15 protein-coding genes are annotated in these 21,785 nt (G+C 51.6%); all 15 read right to left on the bottom strand.

Annotated elements, in window-relative coordinates; genetic code table 11:
* Positions 1 to 23 precede the first annotated feature (23 nt).
* Positions 24 to 224: a hypothetical protein gene (locus ACLB09_RS20160; protein WP_410771649.1), complete on the bottom strand. Its 201-nt coding sequence runs from the start codon at positions 222 to 224 to the stop codon at positions 24 to 26.
* A 195-nt stretch (positions 225 to 419) separates the two neighbouring features.
* Positions 420 to 1,412: a M56 family metallopeptidase gene (locus tag ACLB09_RS20155; protein WP_410771648.1), complete on the bottom strand. Its 993-nt coding sequence runs from the start codon at positions 1,410 to 1,412 to the stop codon at positions 420 to 422.
* A gap of 6 nt (positions 1,413 to 1,418) precedes the next feature.
* Positions 1,419 to 1,817 carry a BlaI/MecI/CopY family transcriptional regulator gene (locus ACLB09_RS20150; RefSeq protein ID WP_410771647.1) on the bottom strand — a complete coding sequence of 133 codons (399 nt, stop codon included), beginning with the start codon at positions 1,815 to 1,817 and terminating at the stop codon, positions 1,419 to 1,421.
* A 99-nt stretch (positions 1,818 to 1,916) separates the two neighbouring features.
* A complete protein-coding gene (locus ACLB09_RS20145) occupies positions 1,917 to 2,540 on the bottom strand; it encodes an HAD family hydrolase (RefSeq protein ID WP_410771646.1) in 624 nt (207 codons plus the stop codon).
* A gap of 77 nt (positions 2,541 to 2,617) precedes the next feature.
* Positions 2,618 to 3,568, bottom strand: coding sequence for a LacI family DNA-binding transcriptional regulator (locus ACLB09_RS20140; protein ID WP_410771645.1), 951 nt, complete (start codon positions 3,566 to 3,568; stop codon positions 2,618 to 2,620).
* Positions 3,569 to 4,670: 1,102 nt separating this feature from the next.
* Entirely contained in the window at positions 4,671 to 7,697 is a 3,027-nt protein-coding gene (pgmB, locus tag ACLB09_RS20135) for a beta-phosphoglucomutase (protein ID WP_410771644.1), read from the bottom strand.
* 44 nt (positions 7,698 to 7,741) lie between these two features.
* Positions 7,742 to 8,836, bottom strand: a complete 1,095-nt coding sequence (locus ACLB09_RS20130; protein WP_410771643.1) for a carbohydrate ABC transporter permease — start codon at positions 8,834 to 8,836, stop codon at positions 7,742 to 7,744.
* Entirely contained in the window at positions 8,836 to 9,918 is a 1,083-nt protein-coding gene (locus tag ACLB09_RS20125) for a carbohydrate ABC transporter permease (RefSeq protein ID WP_410771642.1), read from the bottom strand. Before ACLB09_RS20125 ends, ACLB09_RS20130 begins: the two co-directional genes overlap by 1 nt.
* Before the next feature lie 527 nt (positions 9,919 to 10,445).
* Complete coding sequence (locus tag ACLB09_RS20120) at positions 10,446 to 11,867, bottom strand: ABC transporter substrate-binding protein (RefSeq protein WP_410771641.1); 1,422 nt, start codon at positions 11,865 to 11,867, stop codon at positions 10,446 to 10,448.
* A 332-nt stretch (positions 11,868 to 12,199) separates the two neighbouring features.
* Positions 12,200 to 13,204: a LacI family DNA-binding transcriptional regulator gene (locus ACLB09_RS20115; protein ID WP_410771640.1), complete on the bottom strand. Its 1,005-nt coding sequence runs from the start codon at positions 13,202 to 13,204 to the stop codon at positions 12,200 to 12,202.
* Positions 13,205 to 13,432: 228 nt separating this feature from the next.
* A complete protein-coding gene (locus tag ACLB09_RS20110) occupies positions 13,433 to 15,844 on the bottom strand; it encodes an FtsX-like permease family protein (protein WP_410771639.1) in 2,412 nt (803 codons plus the stop codon).
* 4 nt (positions 15,845 to 15,848) lie between these two features.
* Positions 15,849 to 16,607 carry an ABC transporter ATP-binding protein gene (locus tag ACLB09_RS20105; RefSeq protein ID WP_410771638.1) on the bottom strand — a complete coding sequence of 253 codons (759 nt, stop codon included), beginning with the start codon at positions 16,605 to 16,607 and terminating at the stop codon, positions 15,849 to 15,851.
* A 117-nt stretch (positions 16,608 to 16,724) separates the two neighbouring features.
* Positions 16,725 to 18,164 (bottom strand): sensor histidine kinase, encoded by a 1,440-nt coding sequence (locus ACLB09_RS20100; RefSeq protein WP_410771637.1) that lies wholly within the window; start codon positions 18,162 to 18,164, stop codon positions 16,725 to 16,727.
* A gap of 2 nt (positions 18,165 to 18,166) precedes the next feature.
* A complete protein-coding gene (locus tag ACLB09_RS20095) occupies positions 18,167 to 18,892 on the bottom strand; it encodes a response regulator transcription factor (RefSeq protein WP_410771636.1) in 726 nt (241 codons plus the stop codon).
* A gap of 37 nt (positions 18,893 to 18,929) precedes the next feature.
* On the bottom strand, positions 18,930 to 21,332 hold the full coding sequence (locus tag ACLB09_RS20090; RefSeq protein ID WP_410771635.1) for an outer membrane protein assembly factor BamB family protein: 2,403 nt from the start codon (positions 21,330 to 21,332) through the stop codon (positions 18,930 to 18,932).
* Positions 21,333 to 21,785 lie beyond the last annotated feature (453 nt).

Raw genomic sequence — 21,785 nt, 5'->3', positions numbered from 1 at the left:
AATGGAACGATTAAGCCGCCACCTTAGCCGTTGGCGTCGGTGCAATCATAAGCTCCAAGTCCGCATGCGCCGCCGTCGGATACGGAACAACAGTCATTTGACCAAGCTCCGCAGCCATCAGGGTCCGTACCGCAAATATCGCTTGCCCACCAGCCGCAGGCCTTAAGAGGACTATCCAGAAATTGATTCGGTTTACGATTCAAAAGATTAATATGACTTGCCATAGTTAAACACTCCTTTTTTTAGGTGGACAATCTCTCTTTTCCAACCAAGGCGTATTTACAGCATTTTATTTTTATGTTTATATTTGGAATCAAAAAGATAAAAAGTCCCCTTAGTAATTTTTATAAGTTGCTATGTCTCTGCCAGACACAAAAAACAATGGGATAAATCGTCACTCAATCCTCAAGTGATTGAACTTATTTGACTCTTTCCGAAGTAGAAGCGTAGCCGTTGCTCCCAAAAAAATCATGTTGAAACAGATCCGAGGCAAAAGCGACTACCAGGATCAACAAAACCGATAACATTAAACCATAAACCCGTGGGACACCTTTGGGAGATCCTTGAACAATCTGCCGGATTCTACGGGTCAGAATCTTCTTGCTATGCATGCCGAGCGTTCCGACCGATGATGAAGATTTCGGAAATAACCTGAGCAAGTCGATCAAGGTTTGCCCGTACTCCGATCTCGCTTCGTTTCCCAGACATTTAAGAACCGCTGCGTCGCAAGCTACTTCTCCGCTATTTTTCATATCGCGCATGGCGAACCAAATCAGGGGGTTGAACCAATGAGTACACCTTAGAATGACAAAAGTGACTTGAAGCCATAAATCTCTTCGTTTGATATGTACAAGCTCATGCATCAGGACATGCTGAAGTTGACCGGGTGATAAGGAGTTTAGTAAAGAGCTGGATAAGAGGATTTTGGGTTTCCACAATCCGATATGGACAGGCGGAATATTGGAGGATACGCACAGAATCTGCACCCGGCGTTTCATCCGGAGCATAAGCCGGCATCGATTAGCCAGCTCCATCACCGCGGGATCCGTACAACGGGAAGCATGACGAAACTTTATATGAAGGACGATCAGTGCGATTCCCGCGTACAGGAACATTAGCAGGAAACCGAAGCACCATATGACCGAAGCTATTTTAAATCCCGGAAGAAACGACTCGTACTGGCTTGCATCTCCGGTTTGTCCAAAAACACCTTGAACCCTGCCAAACTGATTGATAATTGCGGACGGGTTGATAAAAAACAGAAGCTGGAGCATCAGAATCAACCAAACATAATAGTTCCACTCCGCTGACATGCGTATGCCGAACAGCCGCTTCGTTCCGGTGATCAATCCAATCACCAAAACGCTCACCAGGGAAAAGAAAACGATCACATAAAAAAGATGTGCTACCATAAGCCATCACCCCTTTTTGTTTTTATCTTTATACTGATCAAGCAGGCTCTGCAGTTCTTCGATTTCCTTCCGGGATAGGTCCGCTTCTTCTATAAAATTCGCCATGAACATCTTGTACGAGTTCTTGTACATTTTTTTCAGGAAAGAATCCGTCTCCTGCTTTCTGTATTCCGTGAAACTGATCAGAGGGGCGTATAAAAATTTGGATGTCGTTTTATCGACGCTGATTGCGCCTTTTTTCACTAGCCTGGATAAAAGAGTATGCACGGTGGTGCTGCTCCATGACTCGGTCTCTTTCACTGCTTCCAAGATATCAGGAAACGAGATTGGGTTCTTCCCCCAGATGACTTCCATTACGATATGTTCCGCTTCCGTAATGTTCACTTCATGCTTGATAACAACCACCGCCTTTCGTTCTACAGTTGTAGTTCGTAATTTCATTCTACAGTTGTAGTTGGGAAAATGCAACAATAATTTATCTCTTTAGGAAAATTTTATCAATATTTACAGTTGGATCAGTTTCAAAAGTGCCTCAGGTCGCGCCAATTTGTACCTGGCCGGAATGGTTTCGTGATTTTTGCAGCCCCACTGGGCCAGGGCAAAATCGACTCCCGCCTCTCTTGCGCATTCAAAATCATATATCGTGTCGCCGATATAAATGGAGTTTTTGGGATCCGAGCCGGAAATCTCCAGGTATTTTAACAGGGGATCAGGATGAGGTTTATGTTTTGCGGTATCTTCCGCAATGACCTTATAGGTTAAATACTCCATAAGCCCGAACGGTATAAAGTCATCCTTCAGTTCCTCGCCCGTTTTGGAGGTGACTATTCCCTGCTTGAGATTCCTTTGTTTCAGCGTTTGTAGAACTTGAGTAATCCCGTCAAATACGCTCACGGTGGAATAAAAATCCTTCATGTATTCATTCCACCGGTCATTGGCTTCTTCAACATTTTGAATGCCCAGCTGAGGTAGCGCCACAGCCCCGGGGATACCAAGCACAAAAGTTAAATCCCGCTTTTCCATCGCCATCCCGTAATCGATGTTCAGCATTTTTTGCAGCGATCCCAGAACGGCACGCTCCGTATCGATCAATGTGCCGTCTACATCATAAATAATGGATGTGTACATTTCTTTTAACCTCCCGTTATTGGCATGCCTTCGAACCGATTCCAGCATAAAAGATGAAATGGATTTCAGGTCAACCCCTAAATCGAGGAGCGAAGGATCAATTTATAAGGCGTTTCCACCTTTTCTTTGGATTTGGCCGTGGCGAGGTCAAAAGCTTGTTCCCCTACTTTCACCAGTTGATGGTCCATCGTGGACAGATCGAGCCCGGTGCCGACCGGCTGATTTTCTTGCCCGATAATGGCCAGGTCTGCAGGGATAGTCAGTCCCAGCGATTTGGCATACTTGAAAATCCCTCCGGCAACCTCGTCCCCGTTCGCGTATACCGCCGTCGGTCTTGGATCTAAGCTCAACAGCTGCCGCCCCGCCGAACATCCGTCTTCAAAACTGAAGCAATCGGAATGATGGTAAGCCGGATTCAACTTGCCGAACACGTTCTCGTAAGCTGCAATCGTTTGGAGAGTGCTGACGCTTTCGGTTCCCCGGGCCGTAGTAAAGGCGACTTTACGATGCCCCTTCTTTTTAAGCAATTGAAAAACTTCAAGGTAAGAGGCATACCGGTCCAGATAAGAGCAGCCGATTTCGGGACATTCCGTATACTCGCAAGAAATCACCGAACCGTACTCGGTAAAAGGTATAATATCTTCCCAAGGATTGGCCCGCGACGTGATAATGATCGCGTCCAGCAATTTGTTTTTCAGCATGGAGAGGTGTTCGATTTCCTTATCGCGATCGTATTTGGTTGGCAGTACCATGATCGCATAGTCTTTCTCCACAGACCGGTTGAGCACCCCATGCAAAAGCTGATCGAAGGCCTGATTATTCGTATACGGGATAATGACCCCGATCTTCTTCGTCTCTCCACGGATTAAATCGACGGCGTTCCGGTTGGGCGTGTAATTCATCTCATCGATGACTTTCTGAACCGCGGCCCGTTTATCTTCGGACACATATTTATGATGATTCAGCACACGGGATACGGTCGATACCGACACGCCGGCCAGCCTGGCGATTTCGTTGATATTTGCCATACGGTTGTTCTCCCCACTCGCATATTTGTACTTCCATCGCTAAACCTAGTATACCTTAACCTGACGCTCCGCTTTAGTATGCCGCCGGTTTACTTTCTGCGATAGTCACTTCCGCGTAGATACTTCGGGAATAACCTGTTCGCAATTAACTCGTCTTATTAACTCGCCACGAACCTTGCGGGAATTCCAGAAAGATGACACCCCCTAAGACATTCATATTACCAGAGAACTTACTTTCCATCTTATTTCGTACACCAGTCTCCATTTCGCTGCTGGCCGCAATGAACGGACCGGACGCATCAAGATTGCTGGTAAATGAGGTGGATATAATTGGTGCGAGTGGGCTACCGGTTGCTGAGGTGAGTGGATATGGCTGGAATAAGGAGGATTGTGAGTAACTGGGAGCGGGAGGAAGTTGATGCAAGGTGCTGTTTGGTAAGTGCGAGAGATGGATGAATATGCAGGGTTTGTGAGTAACTTGGGGTGTGGAGGAAGCTGGTGCGTGGTACTGCTGGTTGCTGAGTGTGTGAGATGGATGGATTAAGGAGGGTTGTCAGTAACCGGGTATGTTGGAGGAATCTATAAGTATTGTTACGGAGTAAAGCTTCCTCCCTCCTACTGACGATACTTGGCGCGAATGGCCTCCTTAGCCTCATAAACAGGGATGCGGAAAATTAGCTGGAAAACCTACAGCTAATTTTGACTTTAGAGTGTTGCTCGAGCATTTAACTGGAAATAGTACAGTTAATTACCGCGATTTTCTCCTGTCGTGCCCAAATCGGCTCAATTAGCTGGAGGTTTTCCAGTTAATTCTTTCAAAATGTATGTTTAGGGCAAATTAGCTGGAGGTTTTACAGTTATATTCTTTCGATATCCAACAATCTCGCGAAAAAAGGTCAAAGGCCGCTTCGTCCGACATGTGGTCGGCGGACGAAGCGGCCTTTGGTAATGCGGTTTGCACATAGCTATCCGTGCACGGAGGTATACCGGGCATGCGTGGCTAGTGCCGAGCTGCAAGCTGCTGAGCTGGTCTGGGCTCAGCGTTGGGCTGCAGCTCGCGCGCCGCACAGGCAGCGCGACCCGGGCACCGCCCGTGAGGCCGCTAGCGGAACAGCGCAAGCAGCCGTTCCGCGCTCAGCTCGGCGGTCGACGCGAGGAGCAAGTCGGCCCCGCCGAGCCGGTCGGCGCTGCCGATGCCGACCGCCTTCATCCCGGCGGCGTGGATCGCCGCGATGCCTGCGGCCGCGTCTTCGACGCCGACGCAGTTCTCAGGCGGCACGCCGAGCAGCTCCGCCGCCCGGAGAAATATCTCCGGGTCCGGCTTGCCCTTGGCGACGCCGACGGGGTCCGCCACCGCCTGGAACCAGGAGCCGGCGTCCAGCCGCTCCAGGATCAGCGGGGCGTTGTGGCTGGCCGATGCCAGCCCGGCGGCGATCCCCCGCTCGCGCAGCGTGGCCAGCAGCTCGCGGATGCCCGGCAGCACATCGCCCGGCGTCAACTGGCCGATCAACCGGCGGTAGCGGTCATTCTTCCGCGCAGCGAGGTCTTCCTTCTCCGCGGCGGTCCAGGAACGGCGACTCTTCTCCAGCAGAATTTCCAGCGACTCGCTCCGGCTAACGCCCTTAAGCCGCTCATTGACGTTCCGGTCAAAAGGAATGCCAAGTTCGTCCGCAAGCTCCTTCCAGGCAAAGTAATGATACTCCGCCGTGTCCGTAATCACGCCGTCCAAATCGAAGATTACAGCCTCCAGCCGCAAAGCCAGGGACATTGCAATTTTCTTCCCGGGCGCCAAATGGACCAGCTCTCCCTTGTGCCGTATCGTAAATGCATCGCCTTCAAGCAGCGTGTACGCCACCTCATCGCGCCCGATGCAAACCTCCAGCAATCTGCCGCGGTTCGCCACTTTGAACCGGCAGCTCTCCCACTGCGGCGGCAGGGCGGGGGAGAATGAAAGTATGCCGTCCCCATACAGCCGCAGACCGCCAAAACCGTTTACGACCGACATCCAAGAACCCGCCATCGCGGCGGTATGGAGGCCGTCTTTTACATTCCGGTTGACGTCGTCCAGATCCATCCGTACCGTACGGTTGAAATACTTGTACGCCCCCTCCAGATCGCCGATCTCCGCAGACATAATGCTGTGAATGCAGGGCGATAAGGAGGAATCGTGCGTGGTCAACGGCTCGTAATACCGGTAATTCCGAATTTTTTCGGCCAGGGAGAACCGGTCCCCGAGCAAAAACGTCGCCATTACAAGATCGGCTTGCTTCAATACCTGATGGCGGTAAATAACGAGCGGATGGTAATGCAACAGCAGCGGGTATTTATCTCCCGGCGTGCCCGCAAAATCCCATTTTTTCTTCGACAAAAACGTATCGTCCTGCGCGTAAATCCCGAGCTCTTCATCAAATGGAACAAACATAAGGTCCGCCGCTCTTTTCCATTCCGTCACCTCGTTCTCCGTAAGCCCGATTTCCCGCTCCAGACGAGCGTATTGCTCCGGATAGGTCCTCTGCAGCAGGGCTACCGTTTCGCAGGCATAATTCAGCTGTTCCCGAACCATCAGATTCGTGTAGGCGTTGTTATTGACGATGGCCGTGTACTCGTCGGGTCCGGTTACGGCATCGATGCAAAACGCCCCGCCCCGTGCCGGGTTAAAGTGGCCGAGATCAACCCAGAACCGGGATGTCTCGAACAGAATCTCCGCGCCTTTTTCGGCGAGGAAATCCGAATCCCCTGTCGCCAACACATACTGCCGGATTCCGTATGCGATATCCGCATTGATGTGCGCCTGCGCCGTTCCCGCCGGAAAAAAGGCCGAATTCTCCTCACCGGCGATCGTCCGCCAAGGATATAGCGCCCCTTTCTGCGACATCTCCGCCGCGCGTTCCCGCGCTTTGTCCAGCGTCGCATAGCGGAACTCCAGTAATGCCCGGGCAATCTCCGGCTGGGTGAACGTAAAGAAAGGCAGCATGTACATTTCCGTATCCCAAAAATAATGCCCCTCGTACCCTTCGCCGGTCAGCCCTTTGGCCCCGATATTGGTGACCCCGTCCCGCCCCACCGATTGCAGCAAGCCGAAAGCATTGAACCGCATTCCCTGCTGAAGCGCGGGGTCGCCTTCAATCTCCACATCTCCCCGGCCCCAGAACCGGTCCAAAAAGACACGCTGCTCAGCAGCTAGCGCCTCAAAACCCGCTTGCTCGGCGTCCGTCAGCACCTTGACGTTACGAGGGACGAGTTCCTCCTCCGGGTAGTCCTTGGAGGTGTGGTAAGCAATATACTTGGTGAGCCGCGCCGTCTCCCCGGTTTCGAGCGGAAACACATACTGTATTCCTTTGCGGGGACCATCGGCGACCACTCTATTTTCCACCTCTCCCGGGACATCCATGGAGTGTCTAATTCCCGTCACCAGCGAAAATCCGGTGTTCCTCGTCCGGTGCTTCATCCAGCATCCGGCCGCCTCCCTGCCGCTCTGTTCCAGCAGCAGGCTCGGCTCCAGACGCCGCGCCCCTACCCTCGGATCGCCCGGAGAACCTCCTTCCGCTCCCGCGACCTCTCCGTTAATCAGCGAGATCAATCTCAGCTCTCCATCAAAATTGAGGGCCGTAACCTCATAAGAGATCGCAGCAAGATGCTTGCGTTCCAAGGCGACGAGACGCCGGATCTTGATCATGACCCGGTGACCGGCCGGCGATTCCCATTCCACCTGCCGATGCAGCAGTCCCCCCTTCATATCCAGCTCCCTGCTGTGCATGTGGACGGTTCCGCTCTGTAAGCTGAAGGGATAGCCTTCGATCTCAAGCCGGATGATTTTGGCGTCCGGCACATTCAGCATCGCATGGTTGCGTGCCGGATATCCGTAAGCTCCTTCCGGATAATGGATCGGCTCCGAATCGTAAAATCCGTTCAAATAGTTGCCGGTAACCGACGATCCTTCCGTTCCATGGTACCCTTCTTCAAAGTTGCCGCGCAGCCCGATATAGCCGTTCCCGAGCGCAAAAACGCTCTCGTTTCTCTGATGATTTATTTCCGAATACTCCTCTTCCCGGATACGCCACGCTTCGTAAGGATACAAAGCTTCCGGATGCGTGCCCTGCTCCATCTTGATCTGTGTTTTCATAGACATGAGGCTCCTCCCGAAACGAAACTGGTCTCCCAAAGACAGCGAACTCAGCCTTTCACCGATCCGCCCATCAACCCTCTGACAAAGTATTTTTGCAGCAGGAAAAAGATGGCGAGCGGCATCAGCATTGAAATGAAAGCGGCCGAGGTCAGCAAGTGCCAGTCATTGCCGCGCGAGCCGACGAGATCGGCGATTTTCATCGACATGACCTGCACGTCCGGCTGGTTCCCGATAAAGATGAGCGAGACGAGATAATCGTTCCATACCCAAAGGAATTGAAAAATGCCGATGGAAGCCAGCGCCGGTACGGACAACGGTAGAATCAGCCGCGAGAAGATCGTAAAATGGCTTGCCCCGTCGATAAAAGCCGATTCGAACAAATCCTTGGGCAACTGGCTGATGAAGTTATACATAAAATAGATGACGAGCGGTAAGCCGAAGGCCGTGTGCGCCAGCCAGATTCCGAGGTAACTTCCGTTGAGCCCCAGCGCCGTATAATCTTTGAGGACCGGGATCAACGCCACCTGAAGCGGAATGACGAGCATGGCTATAATGACGACGAACAGCGTCTTGCGGCCCGGGAAACGCAGCCATGCAAACGCGTAAGCGGCAAAAGAAGCGATCAGCACCGGAATCACCGTGGCCGGAACCGCGATCGTCAGCGTGTTCCAGAACGCCTGGGACAAGCCGCTGCCTTTTTGCACCGTTTCGCTGCCGTCGGCATTTTTCAGTTTATACTCCTTGCCGGACAGCACGTTTTTGTAATTGTCCAGCGTCAGCGCCGGCTTAAACTCCCAACCCTGCTCCATCACGCTTAACGTGCGGGCTCTGCGGTTCTCCCACATCAGGCGGTCGCCGTCCACGGTCACCCCCGATTTCAGTTGGTCATCGGTAAACGTTTTGCCGCCCACTTCGATCGGCTGCCGCAAATCCGTCTCTTTGGACAACTGGATGGTCTCGCCGGATTTTTTCCAATCCTGATGGGGAAACACGTTCCACCAGCCGGTTTGCAGAATGTCCGCCGCAGGCCGGAAGGAAGAAATGAACAAGCCGAGCGTAGGAATCAGCCAAATCAGGCAAATGAAACCAAGGACGAGATTGACGACGGTTTTGCTGCCTTTTCGCTTTTTTCTGCCGACCATTAAAATCCCCCCTGTTTGCGGAACTGACGCAGATTAATGAGGATCACCGGCAAGACGGCAATGAGCAGCACGATCGCCAGAGTCGAACCGTACCCGAAATTGCGGTACATGAAAAACTGCCGGTAAAACTGCGTGGCAACAACCTCCGTATCGTATTGACCGCCTGTCATAACCATGACGACGTCAAATATTTTCAGCGTAAAGACGATAATCGTAGTGGTTACCGTAAGAATCGTCGCGGAGATGTAAGGAATCATGATGCCGAAAAAGATTTTGACTTCCCCCGCCCCGTCCACGCGCGCCGCCTCCAAAATATCCTCGGGAACCCCTTTAATCGCTGCGGAGAAGATCACCATGGCAAAGCCCGTTTGCATCCAAATCAAAATGAGTATGAGGAAAAAATTGTTCCATGGCTGGAGCATACTCGTCCAGGCCTGAGGCTCGCCCCCGAAAAAAGTAACGATCGCATTGAGCAAACCGATTTGCTCATCGCCGGGCTGGTAGTAGTAAACAAATTTCCAGATTACCCCGGCGGCCACGAAGGAAATAGCCATCGGCATGAAAATGATCGACTTGGCCAGTTTCTCGAAGCTGCTGCGGTCCGCCAATATCGCGATCAGCAAACCGAGGCCTACGCAAGCCAGGGTACCGACAAACACCCACAGCAGATTGTTGCGAAGCGCGATGCCCATCAATCGGTCGCTGAAGATGGCGGCGTAATTCGCCAAGCCGACGAATTTTTCCGAGGATGCATTGAAAAAACTCAGGTAAAGCGTCCGTAGCGCGGGTAATACCAGCAGCCAACCCAGCAAGATCGCCCCCGGCCCGATGAAAATGTACGGCAGAATTCTCCTGCGGACCCGTTCGGGATATTGTTCGGCCGCGAGATTCAGCGTAAAGTACAGCAGATAGACGCCCACCACGCCCCAAATGACCGCCAGCACGGCAGTCACCAGCGGATTCAACGTCGAATCGCGGAAAAACATAAAGATCGCGCCATGAACCACGAGATTGCCCAAAAGGATAACAACCGACAATAACACGGCTTTTAGGCTAACTCCCTGCTTCGCTTGTGCACTCATAATGGCTCCTCCTCAAAGTTTTGCGGAGCAAAACTAACATCGTAAGCATGTGCTAAGTTTGCGGAGCAAACTACTTCGTAAGCGTTCACTTAGTTTTGCGGAGCAAAACCGACTTCTGACTTCGTAAGCGTTCGCCAAGTTTGTTGGCTCCGATGAAAAAAGAGGGGCCAGTTCGCGTTTAACTCAGCCCCTCTCCTGTTCCGGTGCATTACAGCACTTTCGGTGCCTTTCGGCAGTTCCATTCCCCTATGACCCATCTAACGGACACCAGAGCCGTTATTAGATCTAAAAAGGCTGCTTTGCAAACCTAACGGACACACAGGCCCTTAACTCACTCCATTGCCCCGAAAATAGGCGTTCAACAAGCATTTAAGGGCTGTCATGGCCGTTAGAAATTGAAATGCCGTGATTTCGGCGTTTTAAGGTCCGTGGTGTCCGTTAGCCGAGACCAACCACCAGATCAGAACGATCGCCGGCCGAGAACAACCGCCGAACGAAACCATTCAACGAACCCTAGCGCGCAAAAATCAGTTCTTCCAGCCCGCCTGGATCTGTTCCAGCGCCTTATCCAAAGTCGCTGTTCCGCTCACATAGTCCGTCATGCCTTTCCAGAACGTCCCTGCGCCTACTTGGCCCGGCATGAGGTCCGAACCGTCGAAGCGCAACGTGGAAGCTTCCTGTACGAGCTTAGCCATGCGGCGGTCGGATTCCGAGCTGTACCAGTCCAGCGATGCGTCGTTCATCGGCGCGATCACGCCGCCGGATTGCACCCAGGTCTTGATCGATTCGCCGGTCGTAAAGAATTCCATTACCGCGCGAACTTCAGGGCGGTCATTGAACATCGCGTAAATATCGCCCGCTACGAGCACCGGTTTGCCGTACTGCTCATCGATCGGCGGCAGGTAGAACCAGTCATAGTCCACGTCAACTTTAGCCGTTTCCGGGAAGAAGCTGGTGATAAAGTTACCTTGACGGTGGAACCAGGATTTCGGCGGATTGTCGAACATCGGAGCCGGAGCGTCGCCGAAAGCGGTCGTTACGATCGATTTGGTGCCGCCGTATACATAGTCCTTGTTCATCCAGATCTCGGACATCACTTCTACGGCATGCTTCACTTCAGGAGAAGTAAAAGGAAGTTCCCCTTTCACCCATTTGTCGTAGTTTTCGGGCGACGTGGTGCGGAGCATGATGTCTTCCACCCAGTCGGTAGCAGGCCAGCCCGTGGCCGCGCCGCTTTCGATGCCGATATTCCAGGCCGCGTCCCCGTCCTTGGCGATTTGCTCGGTCAGAGCCATCAGTTCGTCCCAAGTTTCGGGAACCTCGTAACCGGCTTCCTCAAATTGCTTTTTCGGATACCATACCAAGCTCTTCACGTTGCTGCGGTTCCAAATGCCGGCCATGATTTTGCCGTCTTTGCCGTCCATCGTCCCCATGTCCAGCCAGCTTTGATTGTAGTTGGCTTTCAATTTCTCCTGATCCAGAATTGTGGTCAGATCGATGACTTTGCCGGTCTTGGCAATCGAAGCGAGCAACCCCGGCTGCGGGAAGTCCGCAATATCGGGAGCATTGCCGCCGTCAACCCGGATGTTGATCGTAGCTTCAAACTCCTTGGAGCCTTCATATTGAATATCGATGCCTGTTTTCTCTTCAAATTCTTTAATGCTACTTTCGAACTTCACCTGGTCGGCATCCACAAACGGACCGAACATCGTGACCTTGGTGCCTTTATATTCGCCCTTCATTGCCAAATCCAGCGGGGAACCGCCGCCGTCGCCGCCGTTATTCGCTCCGCCCTGATTGTTGCCCGAGGCTTCGTTGTTGCTCGGAGCCGGAGCAGGCGGCTCGCTTTTCGAGGCATTGTTTCCGCCCCCGCAGGCGCTGAGCACCATCGTGAATGAAAGACAAAGTACGAGCAGCAGTGACCATTTGCGTCCAGAAGTCTTTTTCATCTTTTCAACATCCCCTTTGATTTTTTAGAAGCAGTTCCTTCTTTCCAGTCTTCCTCCTCTGAGGGTCTTGTTGTCCCGGCAATGCTAGGGCGAATCACCTCCTTAACAAGTTTGCAAAGCTTTTCAAAATTCCAAAACGGGCTATATTCTTCATGAAGAATGGCGAATTTCTACTCCTTCATCTTCTTTTCGTCTTGCTGCCACATACTATGTATGCGTTTGCAAAACGGTCTATTCCTAAAAGCTTCTCCGCTCTTCCTCCGGCCTATGACATATATCCGGCACCTTTGTGAAAAGCTTTTCAAACTCTTCGGAAAAGAGAGGAGCGCCGCTCATCTTTCCCTGGTGGATTCTCTTACGATCAGTTTATGCTTCATCTTTTCCCGGGTGACCTTCACGCTTTCCGTCGTAACCAGTTCATGCAGCTGTTCCGCGGAACGGTAGCCCAATTCGTAAATGGGCTGGGCGATCGTCGTGAGCTTTGGAATGAACATGCCGGCCATGCGGACATTATCGAATCCGACGACGGATACTTGACCGGGTACAAGCACATTACGATCCTTCAAGTACGAAATCGCACCCATAGCAAATTCGTCGGCGACGCAGAATACGGCGGTGGTATCGGGATACTCTGAAAAAAGTTCGTGGGACGCTTCATAAGCATGTTCAAACCGGTGACTCGCATATTTGACCTTCTCAAGGTTGTGCTCCAAACCGAATTCCTTAAGCGCTCTGGCAAACCCTTCAATACGGGGCGGTCCCGCAATTGAATTCACATCGTTGAAGCCGATCATTCCAATTTGCTTGTGACCCAGCTCGATCAAAAACTTGACCGCATCGTAGGCGGCGGCTTCGTCGTCCACTTCGACGCTGGGAATGTCGTACTCGTCGGAGTGCGACGAGACCATCACGAACGGAATCCGGCATCCCACCAGCTTGTCGTAGTATTCGGGAAACAGCATATCGCTGGCGAACACGATGCCGTCGACCTGCTTTTCATGAAAAGCATCGATGTACGACAACAGGCGCTCCGGGTCCCGATCCGTATTACAGATCATGAGGCTGTACCCGAGCTTGATACAGGCATCCTGCATCCCCCGGATCATGCCGGCGTAATACATGTTTTCAATATCCGGAATAAGCAAGCCGAGCGTAAAAGACTTTCGATAAATAAGACCTCGTGCAAAAGAGTTCGGCTGATACTTCAGCTCCTCGATCGCATCGAGTACTTTCAGACGCTTGCTCTCCACTACGGTTTCCGGTGCGTTCATAACGCGGGATACCGTACTGATGGAGACTCCCGCCATCTTGGCAACATCCCGAATGGTTGGTTTCATTCTGTCTACTTCCTTCTTTGAAAAGCTTTTCAAGTGCAGTATAACAAACCTGTTTTTATATCACAAGCATTTTTTTGAAGCGCTTACACAAAAGTAGAAATCTAAAACTTTCTCCGAAATTTATAGTGCAAAAAAAGCCCCATCGCCATTACCTGAGGTTCACCAATTACGGATAACCGCCGGTACGGCGATGCGGGCTCATGCATTTATTTCAAGCTTCAGATCTTTTTATTCGGCCGCCAAATCCCTAGCTGAAGTAGTGACTACAATTCTTGATGACAACCAAGATCCCAGGAGGGCTACTATTACGCTCACGAGAGCAACAACGGCAATTCCTCCACCATTCAACAGAAGCGGGAGGCGGACAAGGCCGTAGGAGACCAGAATTTGCTCAAGCAGCCGAGGAAGCAGATATACGCCGCATACTGAGCCGATAAATGCTCCGATCAGTGAAAGGACCCCAATCCCCAGACTGACGGCGGCTCTGATTTTACGGGAAGTCATGCCGAGCGATTTGTAAATTCCGTACGTTTTGCTCTCTTTTCTGATTTGAATCCGGCAGAAACTATAAATGATCAGAAAGGTGACCAGACAAAACAGCAGTCCCATAAAGCCCATTGGAGCGATCAAAACAACCTCCGCCTCTTTGTAAACCGAATCCAGCAGCGTCTGTTGGGTCACGGCCGACAACGAGTCGCCATACTTCCGGTTCAGGTCCTGCACGATTTCGTCGGCTTGCGACTTGTCGTACAGATTTAGATAACCCATCTCCATTTCACGGTAATCCGGCCGGTAACTTCTCACCGTATCCGCGGTTACTCTGGCGGAAAACGACATATTGGAAATCGCTTGGTATATCCCGCTCACCGTAAGCGTGAGCTTGTGTCCTTCGAGGTAAATCTCGACCATGTCTCCCGGCACTTTCCCCAGAGTTCTCGCCAAGTTGAAACCTAGGGCGATTTCATTCCCGTTGCGCGGGTTATCTCCCTGAATCGAGGCGAAGCCGAACTCCTCATACCCGCCTTCAAGTACGCCGACATAAACGTTCAGCGACCGGGAAGGGTCATCCTTCACCCCCGAGTCCTCCAGCGGAAATACCCCGGTCATATCGTCGTTCCAGCCGATCGATTTCACTCTGGAGTCCAACTTCATATCCGCTTCGAAACGCTCCCCGGAGAATGCGGCTTGATTAAACACCGTAACAACGGCAGGCGCATCGTCATATCCCCACAAAGCTGAGGTCCGTGCGATGTTAATAATGCTATACAGAAGGACAAACCCTAATACAAGCACGGCTGAACTAACGGTCGTCAGCAGCAGCATCACCGCAGCTGCCTTTCGGTTGCCGCTTAAATTCCGCAGCGCAATTACGCCGGTCACCGGTATTCTTCCGAAACTGAGCCGGGAGTTCTTGTTCCGGGGATTCAGGCGTCTTGCCATCCGGCTGTATTCTGCTTCGGACATCCCGTACCGGATTGCCTGGACCGGTTGTACCTTACGGGCCTTCCCGGCGTATAACCATACGCTGATCAAGACAAGCAGGAAAATAAAGCAACCGACAGCCCATCCCAAGGACAATCCTTGTATTTGTAATAAGTCATCCCCCGTTTTCAAATACTGCAGCGATCTACTCACAATGCCGACTGCCAGCAGCCTGCTGATCAAAACTCCGGGTATAACGGCCGCCAAAGCAACCAGGCCATATTGCAGCACGTAAGCCCCTACGGTTTGTTTCGAAGTCAGACCCAGTGAACGAACAATGCCGATCGTCCGATAATGGGTCATAATCGCCTCCGAAACGGTAAATGCGACCGTAAACAAGGCTACGAGCATCATAACCGATCCGAGAAATATCATGATAAATCCGATGACCTTATTAATAATCAGGTAAAATGAGGATAGTTCCTCGAATTCGCTTTTGGTCTCCAGATAGGGCGTGCCGAGGTAGGTTTCGAACCGTTCCCAGATCACCGAACTTTGACTGTAATCCTCATATCTCAGCCCCATCATATATTGGTCGCTCCCGGGCAGAGAAGCCAGTTCCCGGTCGTAATCCTCGCTGTTCATCCAAATTCGGGCATTTATCGTGAACGGCGAACCATATGCCAGGTCAACCACGATACCCGACACCGACAATTCGAAGTTGCGGCTGCCTGACTGAAAGGTCAAGGTATCTCCCTGTGTAATGCCGTGAGTGTAGGCCAAGGAGGTAGGTATCCATATCGTTCCTTGGGCGGGAGTCATTGTTTCGGTACCTTGGGCAAAAATCAATTTATCCACATTAGCGGGTTGCTCCGGCGTATTCATCATAAACATATAGATATTGGAAATCTCTTGTCCGTTATAGGTTAATCCGTCAAGATTTCGAAACGGTATCAGTGCGGTCGCCTGAACATCGGACTGCTCATCCCACCACTTCTGAATCAGCCGGGGATCGTGAAGCTCATCTCCCATCGTTAGTATTTGATGGGCGCCGGCTGTCTTTTGATGCATATCCGTATATAGGTTCCCCGTGTTGGCAAAAACAAGGGCCGCCGTCGTCAATAGCAACGTGGACAGCATAATGAGCAGGGCGATCAGTAAGTTTTGAATTTTCCTCTTGCGCAAATAGGAGCGGCAAAGGATCCAGACAGGCCTCATTTGCTCACCCCTTTCCCGAAACAAGGGAAAAGATGACCGACTCTCTGGTTTCCATGTCCCGTTCATCGAATTTACCGAATTCCAGCAATCCTCCGACTTGTCCGTCCCGGATGAATATAAGCCGGTCGGCGCGGCAAGCCGCTTGAATATCATGAGTTACCATGACTACCGATTGTCCCTTTCGGTTCAATTCCGTCAAGATGTTCAGCACAGCGACGCCATGCTCATAATTCAGACTCCCTGTCGGTTCGTCCGCAAAAACCACTTCCGGAGCATTGATCAACGCCCTTGCAATCGCCGCGCGCTGCTGCTGTCCCCCCGAGGTCTGGAAAGGCAGGCGGCCCCGCAAATCTCCGATGCCCATCGCGTCCATGAGAGTCTCTGCCTTGCCATTTACTTCTTTTGGGGGATTTCCCGAGATATGTCCCGGCAGAGTGATGTTCTCGAACAAGGTTAAATCCGGGACCAAATTGATGCTTTGATAAATATAACCGATCCTTTTGGCGCGAAAATCCGCCATTTTCTTCTCGTTAAATGTATCGATCCGCTCTCCGCGGAAATGAACCTCACCGGCGGTCACGGTGTCAAGTCCGCTGAGCATGTACAACAGCGTGGATTTCCCCGATCCGGAATTGCCCATGATCACCGTAAAGTCGCCTTCGTAAATCTCCAGGCTTAAATTGCGGATAGCATGGTATTGTTCGCTTCCGGTGGAATAGGTTTTGCATAAATTCACCGCTTCAATAATCGCTTGCTTCTTCAATAGACACCCTCCCAATCTTGCTACGAACAACTGCTATTTCGTGGTTATACAACCATTGTAGAGGGCATTTCTTACCATCCTCTTATCGATTTATGAATAAAGTATTACTGCCTCTTCCTAATCCACCGGGAGGGTAAAATGAAACTCCGTCCCCTGTCCTTTGTTGCTGCGAAAAGAAAGGATCCCCCCATGCGCTTCCACAATCGTTTTGCAGATTGACAAACCTAGCCCTGCGCCTTCCGTACGGCTATATTGGCCTCCCTCTTGCCCGCTCTTGCCTTGATAATAACGTTCGAATATAAACGGCATATCCTGCGGCCGAATACCATCTCCCGTGTCCGTTACGGAAACTCGCAGCTGTCCGGGCTCGTGCTCGATACTTATGCTTATCCGGCCGCCTGCGGGGGTAGCTTTTAGCGCATTGACCATGAGATTGGAGATTACCTGCTCCATCCGGCGGGCGTCCGCCGAAATCAGAACGTCGGGAATCGTTGCAGGACCAACGTACGTGATACCACGCGTTTCAACAAGGTGCCGGGCGGGCTGCAAAATCTCTTCAAACATTCGCCTGCTGTATTGCTCTGTCAGTTGGATCGAGATCTGACCCAGCTCCCTTAAGGCATGGAGGAGCAGATCGTCAATCAATTTGGCCATTTTATCGCTCTGGGTATGCATGACATCAGCATATTCGCGTACGGTTTCCATATCCGGACTGACCCCGTCCCTGATGGCCTCGATATAGGCTTTCACGGTAGCCAGCGGTGTTTTCAGATCATGCGAGATATTGGATATCAATTCTTTTCTGGACTGTTCCCCCTCGTCCCTTCGGCGGTGCAGGTCCATAATCTCCAGGCGCATTTGATCAAATACCGCATACATTTTGCCGACTTCATCAGCCTGGTTATACTCCACCTTTTGGCTATAGTCCCCTCTGAGAATAGCTTCGCTGTAATCCTTCAGCCTGGTCACGGGTGATATCATTCCGCGATTTATTTTTCTATGTAATACAAACAGCAGGCTTGACAGTACGATAAAAGCCAGCAGCATTATTACGCCGGGCAGTATCGCGTGCGAGACCTTTTTCGTAAGTAAGGCTTCATGCGCTTGCAACTCAAATATGGCATTGCCGACTTGAGTTTGTCTGTCGGGGTCCACGACCGGGAAAGCGATCTTGTAGGTGCCATGCCCACTCCGGGCAGCGGATAAATCAAAATGAACCGAAGTTTTCGGATTAATGCGGGTAGGAGATCCGCTCTGAGAGGAGTTAAAAATCACGCTGCCGTCCAGCCCGACAAACAGAAGGCTCACTCCGCGCTGGGTCGATAAGTCGCGCAAAGATTTCCAAACCGACTCGTCCTCGGACAGCTGTTCATGATTCTTTTCCAGATAAACCATCAAATCGCTGACGGTCAATCGGGCTTGATTAATGGCCGAGGTCGCGCCGGGATTGCCCGAACGCAGCAGCTCCATAAGAAAATAACCGCCGCATGCGGTAATGATCACAATACATACCACCGCGGCGGTGATCCATCGTTTTGTCCAACTCTTCAAATCCATAATTATGTTTCACTCGCTCCCGCAACCTGATCGTCGCTAAACTTGTAGCCCACGCCCCAAACGGTCTTGATATAGACAGGACTAGCCGGGTCGGCCTCGATTTTTTCGCGGATTCTGCGGACGTATACAGTGATCGTATTTTCATCGCCGTATGCCCCATATCCCCACAGCTCATCCAATAATCTGCTTTTGGAAAACACCTGATTTTTATGGCTGGAAAGAAAGAACAACAGCTCGAACTCTTTGGCCGAAAGCGAGATTTCCCGATCCGCAATGGCGACCCGGTACCCTTTCTTGTCGATCACGAGGTCTCCAAAGGTCAATAATTCTTCTTGCCGGGCCGCGGCAAGGACCAAGCGCTCGTTTCTCCGCAAATGCGCGCTGATTCTGGCTACCAGCTCACTGAGGGAAAAGGGCTTGGTCATGTAATCGTCGGCACCGAACCCGAGCCCCAGCACCTTGTCCGTATCGCTGCCTCTGGCACTGAGGATGAGAATCGGCGTGTCCAGCTTTTCCCGGATTTGCCGGCACAACTCGATGCCGTCCGCATCGGGAAGCATAATGTCCAAAATGATAAAATCCGGCTGCACCGCCTCGATCAAATGTATCGCTGTTTTGCCCTCACCAGCTACATGAACTTCGTATCCATGAACTTGAATATAATCTTGCATGATCCTGGCCATATCGGCTTCATCTTCGACCACCAGTACTTTTCGTTTAGCTTCCATAACTACTTCCTCCACCGCTTGCCGTCAAAATATAAAATTATTGTACCACAGCGGTAAATACGCCAACATCGTACTTGAAAAAGCCACCGTTTGCCGTACCGACATACAGCTCGTCGCCGTGCCGGTTCAAGGTCCCGTTCCTGTGGTCCAGTTCACGCAGTTCGGCATATCCCGTTCTTACGTCCCGGAGTCGCCCGAGTACGGAACCGTCATGCTTGCCCAGAATCAGCAAGTCCGAACCGTAAGGAAATAGCACTGCATGATCCAACACAGCAAAGCTCCCGGCCGTATAACGCGACAAATCCACGTATTCCGCTGCGGTATTGAGCATGCGCCATAGGTAAATTCCCGTTTTCATATCGATGGCAGCCGGTATTCCGTCTACGACTAGATAAAGCGTCTCGTCTTTGATCGCACCCTTGGAGCCTTTTCCCGGAATCGTAAGCTTCGTCTTCTCAGCCGCCACGTCGTACAGCCTTGTCTCGAATTGCGTCGCACTCCAATAATCGCTGTTGTCCAAAGGATGCTGAACAAGCAAATACCGCTCATTCAGCACTTCGAACCGCTCACCGGGGGATGCCTTGTATTCGCCGGTTGAAGTGCCCGTTTTCAACTCCAGCAACTGCCACGCATCACCGGCTAGAATCCAACGCTTATCGGAATCGGGACCCGTGAACGGATCGATCTGAGGCCCGCCCGCAAAATAAGGCTCGAAGCCGGGATCTTCCAATAGGCCACCGTCAGCCTTGACCTTGATCTGCCATGCCGGTTCACCCGTCATGAGATCAAGCGCTTCAAGCTTGTTATTGTCGCGAATCAACACATACGGGTCCTCGGCACCTTGGTTCAGAATCTGAGTCTCCCCGGCCACGTTCCTCTGCCATCGCTCCTTGCCTGTTTCACTGTCGAGCACGCTTAATACCGATGGAACGGAGGCGTCTTCCTGCCCCGTATCCTTCCAGGTCACCAAAATGACCGATTTCTTTGCCGCCCACATCCCCATTTGGTTCTCGTCACCGGAATTCCGTTCCCACATCGTTTTGCCGTCGGACATCCGGATGCGCCGGACCTGGTTCACATACTTCTGTTCGGCGGGATTATAAGAAGTATAGACGAATGCATAATCGCCGGAGGATTCCATCGCTGCGCTCAGGACGCCGAATCCCGCATCCACTTGCCAACGCGTCTCTCCGTCCGAACGGCCGACGGCATACAAGGAGGAAGCATAGTGCATGCCGCTGAAGCCCCCGTCATCCCCTTTGATGAGCAGCGTATCTTTTCCCGCGCCTAGCAAATAGGTAAAACCAAGGGTTCCCTGGTTTCTCCACTTGGGCTTAATATCCAGAGTCTGCGGAAGCGGCGTTACGTAATAATCCTGAGAGAACAAATAATCGTCTCCGGAATATAGTCGGTTCCATGGCGGCTCTCCTTCAGCGGGAATAATCCAATGCGTACGGACCAGCTTTCCCGAAGGAGAAAATGTCACCGTAAAATGGGCATCTTTACGCTCGTATCTCCAGGCCTCGCCCAGGATCATCGGGTCTCCGACCACCGTCTGCAAATCGTCGGAAGTTTCCGTGAACATTGGTGCGCCAAGCAGCTTCTCTACCGTTTTCTTGTCATCGCCAAGCTTTAGGGACAGCTCGGTAATGCCGCGAATCGTATCCAGGGAAGCTAGGGAATCGGGTCCCAATAAGGGGGTCGGAACCGGCGTCACACCGGTTACATCTTTGTCCCGGACCCATAACAGTGTCGGACGGTACACTTCATAGCCCTCATGCCAAACCGGAGGGGTCACGATGACCCCGTACCAGTCGTTCCATTTGGCCATCGCCACCATTTGGCTTGCTTCCACAACCTTATCCTGAGCCCACTTCACCGAACTGGACGGTGCAAGCGACAGCTTGGCTTCAGGACTGAGTGTTACGTATTGCGGTGCTAGGCTCACGGTATTTGCGGAAGCTTCAGAAACATACCAGAGCGGAATCCAGAGTGTCCCCTTATCGTAAGTATGAAAGGATAGCATTTCACCGGATAAGGTTTTGACCGTCATTTTTTCCCCGGGCTGCCCGAAATACGTGACATGCAAGGCTCGCGGGTCGCTTGTAGCCCTTACGGGTTCCGAAAATAAGGGCGCCGCGTACCGGATCGCGATGGAGTCACCCTGCTTGGGCAACGTGCGATAGAGTCCGGATTGTGTCGCGGCACTTCCGGCAGCTTCAGATGAAGCGGGGATTAGCAACATGTCCTTCATGGTGCGTTCTGGTGCCGCGGAAAATTCCGCATTAGCCTCAGCGGTAGTCGCTGAAGTCAACAGAAGAATAGCCCCGGCTGCAGCGAAACCGCCCAAACTAAAACGGTGGATCCATCCGTACCGTTTAGCTCTATTTCTTAACTTTATGGTCTCGGACACCTTCTGTATCCGTTCACTTGCTCTCATCACTGCAATCCTCCTCTTTTTTCCATAAACGCTTAATTTAATAGACGTTTAAATTTGCAGAAAGTTTTTAAAATAGCCTCGGCTCTTCATCCAAGTGAAGGGGGTGTGGGTCAGTCACACTTGGAGTCGTTTGATCGTCGACATTCTAAGGGACACCAGAGACGCTAAACTGCGTTAAGTTTTGTTTTCTCACTGCTAACGGACACAGGAGACGTTATTCTCAGAGTTTTGGCTTTATTTTGACTCCCCATGCCCGAATAACGGCCGTGGTGTCCGTTAGAATTTGAAAAGGGCGTTTTTTCGAAGATTAAGGTCTCTCATGTCCGTTAGAGGATGGAGAGGACCGAAAATCAATAAAAAATAACCGCCAAGGCGATAAATATCTGCCCTAACGGTTATTACTGATGCATCATGCTTTGAAATTAGCGTTTCGTACTGCGTTATCCGAGAGTC

Source organism: Fontibacillus forbon, assembly GCF_046559655.1.
In the GTDB taxonomy this organism is placed as follows: domain Bacteria; phylum Bacillota; class Bacilli; order Paenibacillales; family Paenibacillaceae; genus Fontibacillus.
The sequence above is the reverse complement of the archived record's forward strand: the minus strand, read 5'-3'. Positions and strand labels throughout refer to the sequence as shown.

Bases quoted from the DNA above. Each gene is read 5' to 3' on its own strand.
- ACLB09_RS20160 (WP_410771649.1), bottom strand. From the start codon at position 224: ATGGCAAGTCATATTAATCTTTTGAATCGTAAACCGAATCAATTTCTG.
- ACLB09_RS20155 (WP_410771648.1), bottom strand. From the start codon at position 1,412: ATGGTAGCACATCTTTTTTATGTGATCGTTTTCTTTTCCCTGGTGAGC.
- ACLB09_RS20145 (WP_410771646.1), bottom strand. From the start codon at position 2,540: ATGTACACATCCATTATTTATGATGTAGACGGCACATTGATCGATACG.
- ACLB09_RS20140 (WP_410771645.1), bottom strand. From the start codon at position 3,568: ATGGCAAATATCAACGAAATCGCCAGGCTGGCCGGCGTGTCGGTATCG.
- pgmB (WP_410771644.1), bottom strand. From the start codon at position 7,697: ATGTCTATGAAAACACAGATCAAGATGGAGCAGGGCACGCATCCGGAA.
- ACLB09_RS20130 (WP_410771643.1), bottom strand. From the start codon at position 8,836: ATGGTCGGCAGAAAAAAGCGAAAAGGCAGCAAAACCGTCGTCAATCTC.
- ACLB09_RS20125 (WP_410771642.1), bottom strand. From the start codon at position 9,918: ATGAGTGCACAAGCGAAGCAGGGAGTTAGCCTAAAAGCCGTGTTATTG.
- ACLB09_RS20120 (WP_410771641.1), bottom strand. From the start codon at position 11,867: ATGAAAAAGACTTCTGGACGCAAATGGTCACTGCTGCTCGTACTTTGT.
- ACLB09_RS20115 (WP_410771640.1), bottom strand. From the start codon at position 13,204: ATGAAACCAACCATTCGGGATGTTGCCAAGATGGCGGGAGTCTCCATC.
- ACLB09_RS20110 (WP_410771639.1), bottom strand. From the start codon at position 15,844: ATGAGGCCTGTCTGGATCCTTTGCCGCTCCTATTTGCGCAAGAGGAAA.
- ACLB09_RS20100 (WP_410771637.1), bottom strand. From the start codon at position 18,164: ATGGATTTGAAGAGTTGGACAAAACGATGGATCACCGCCGCGGTGGTA.
- ACLB09_RS20095 (WP_410771636.1), bottom strand. From the start codon at position 18,892: ATGGAAGCTAAACGAAAAGTACTGGTGGTCGAAGATGAAGCCGATATG.
- ACLB09_RS20090 (WP_410771635.1), bottom strand. From the start codon at position 21,332: ATGAGAGCAAGTGAACGGATACAGAAGGTGTCCGAGACCATAAAGTTA.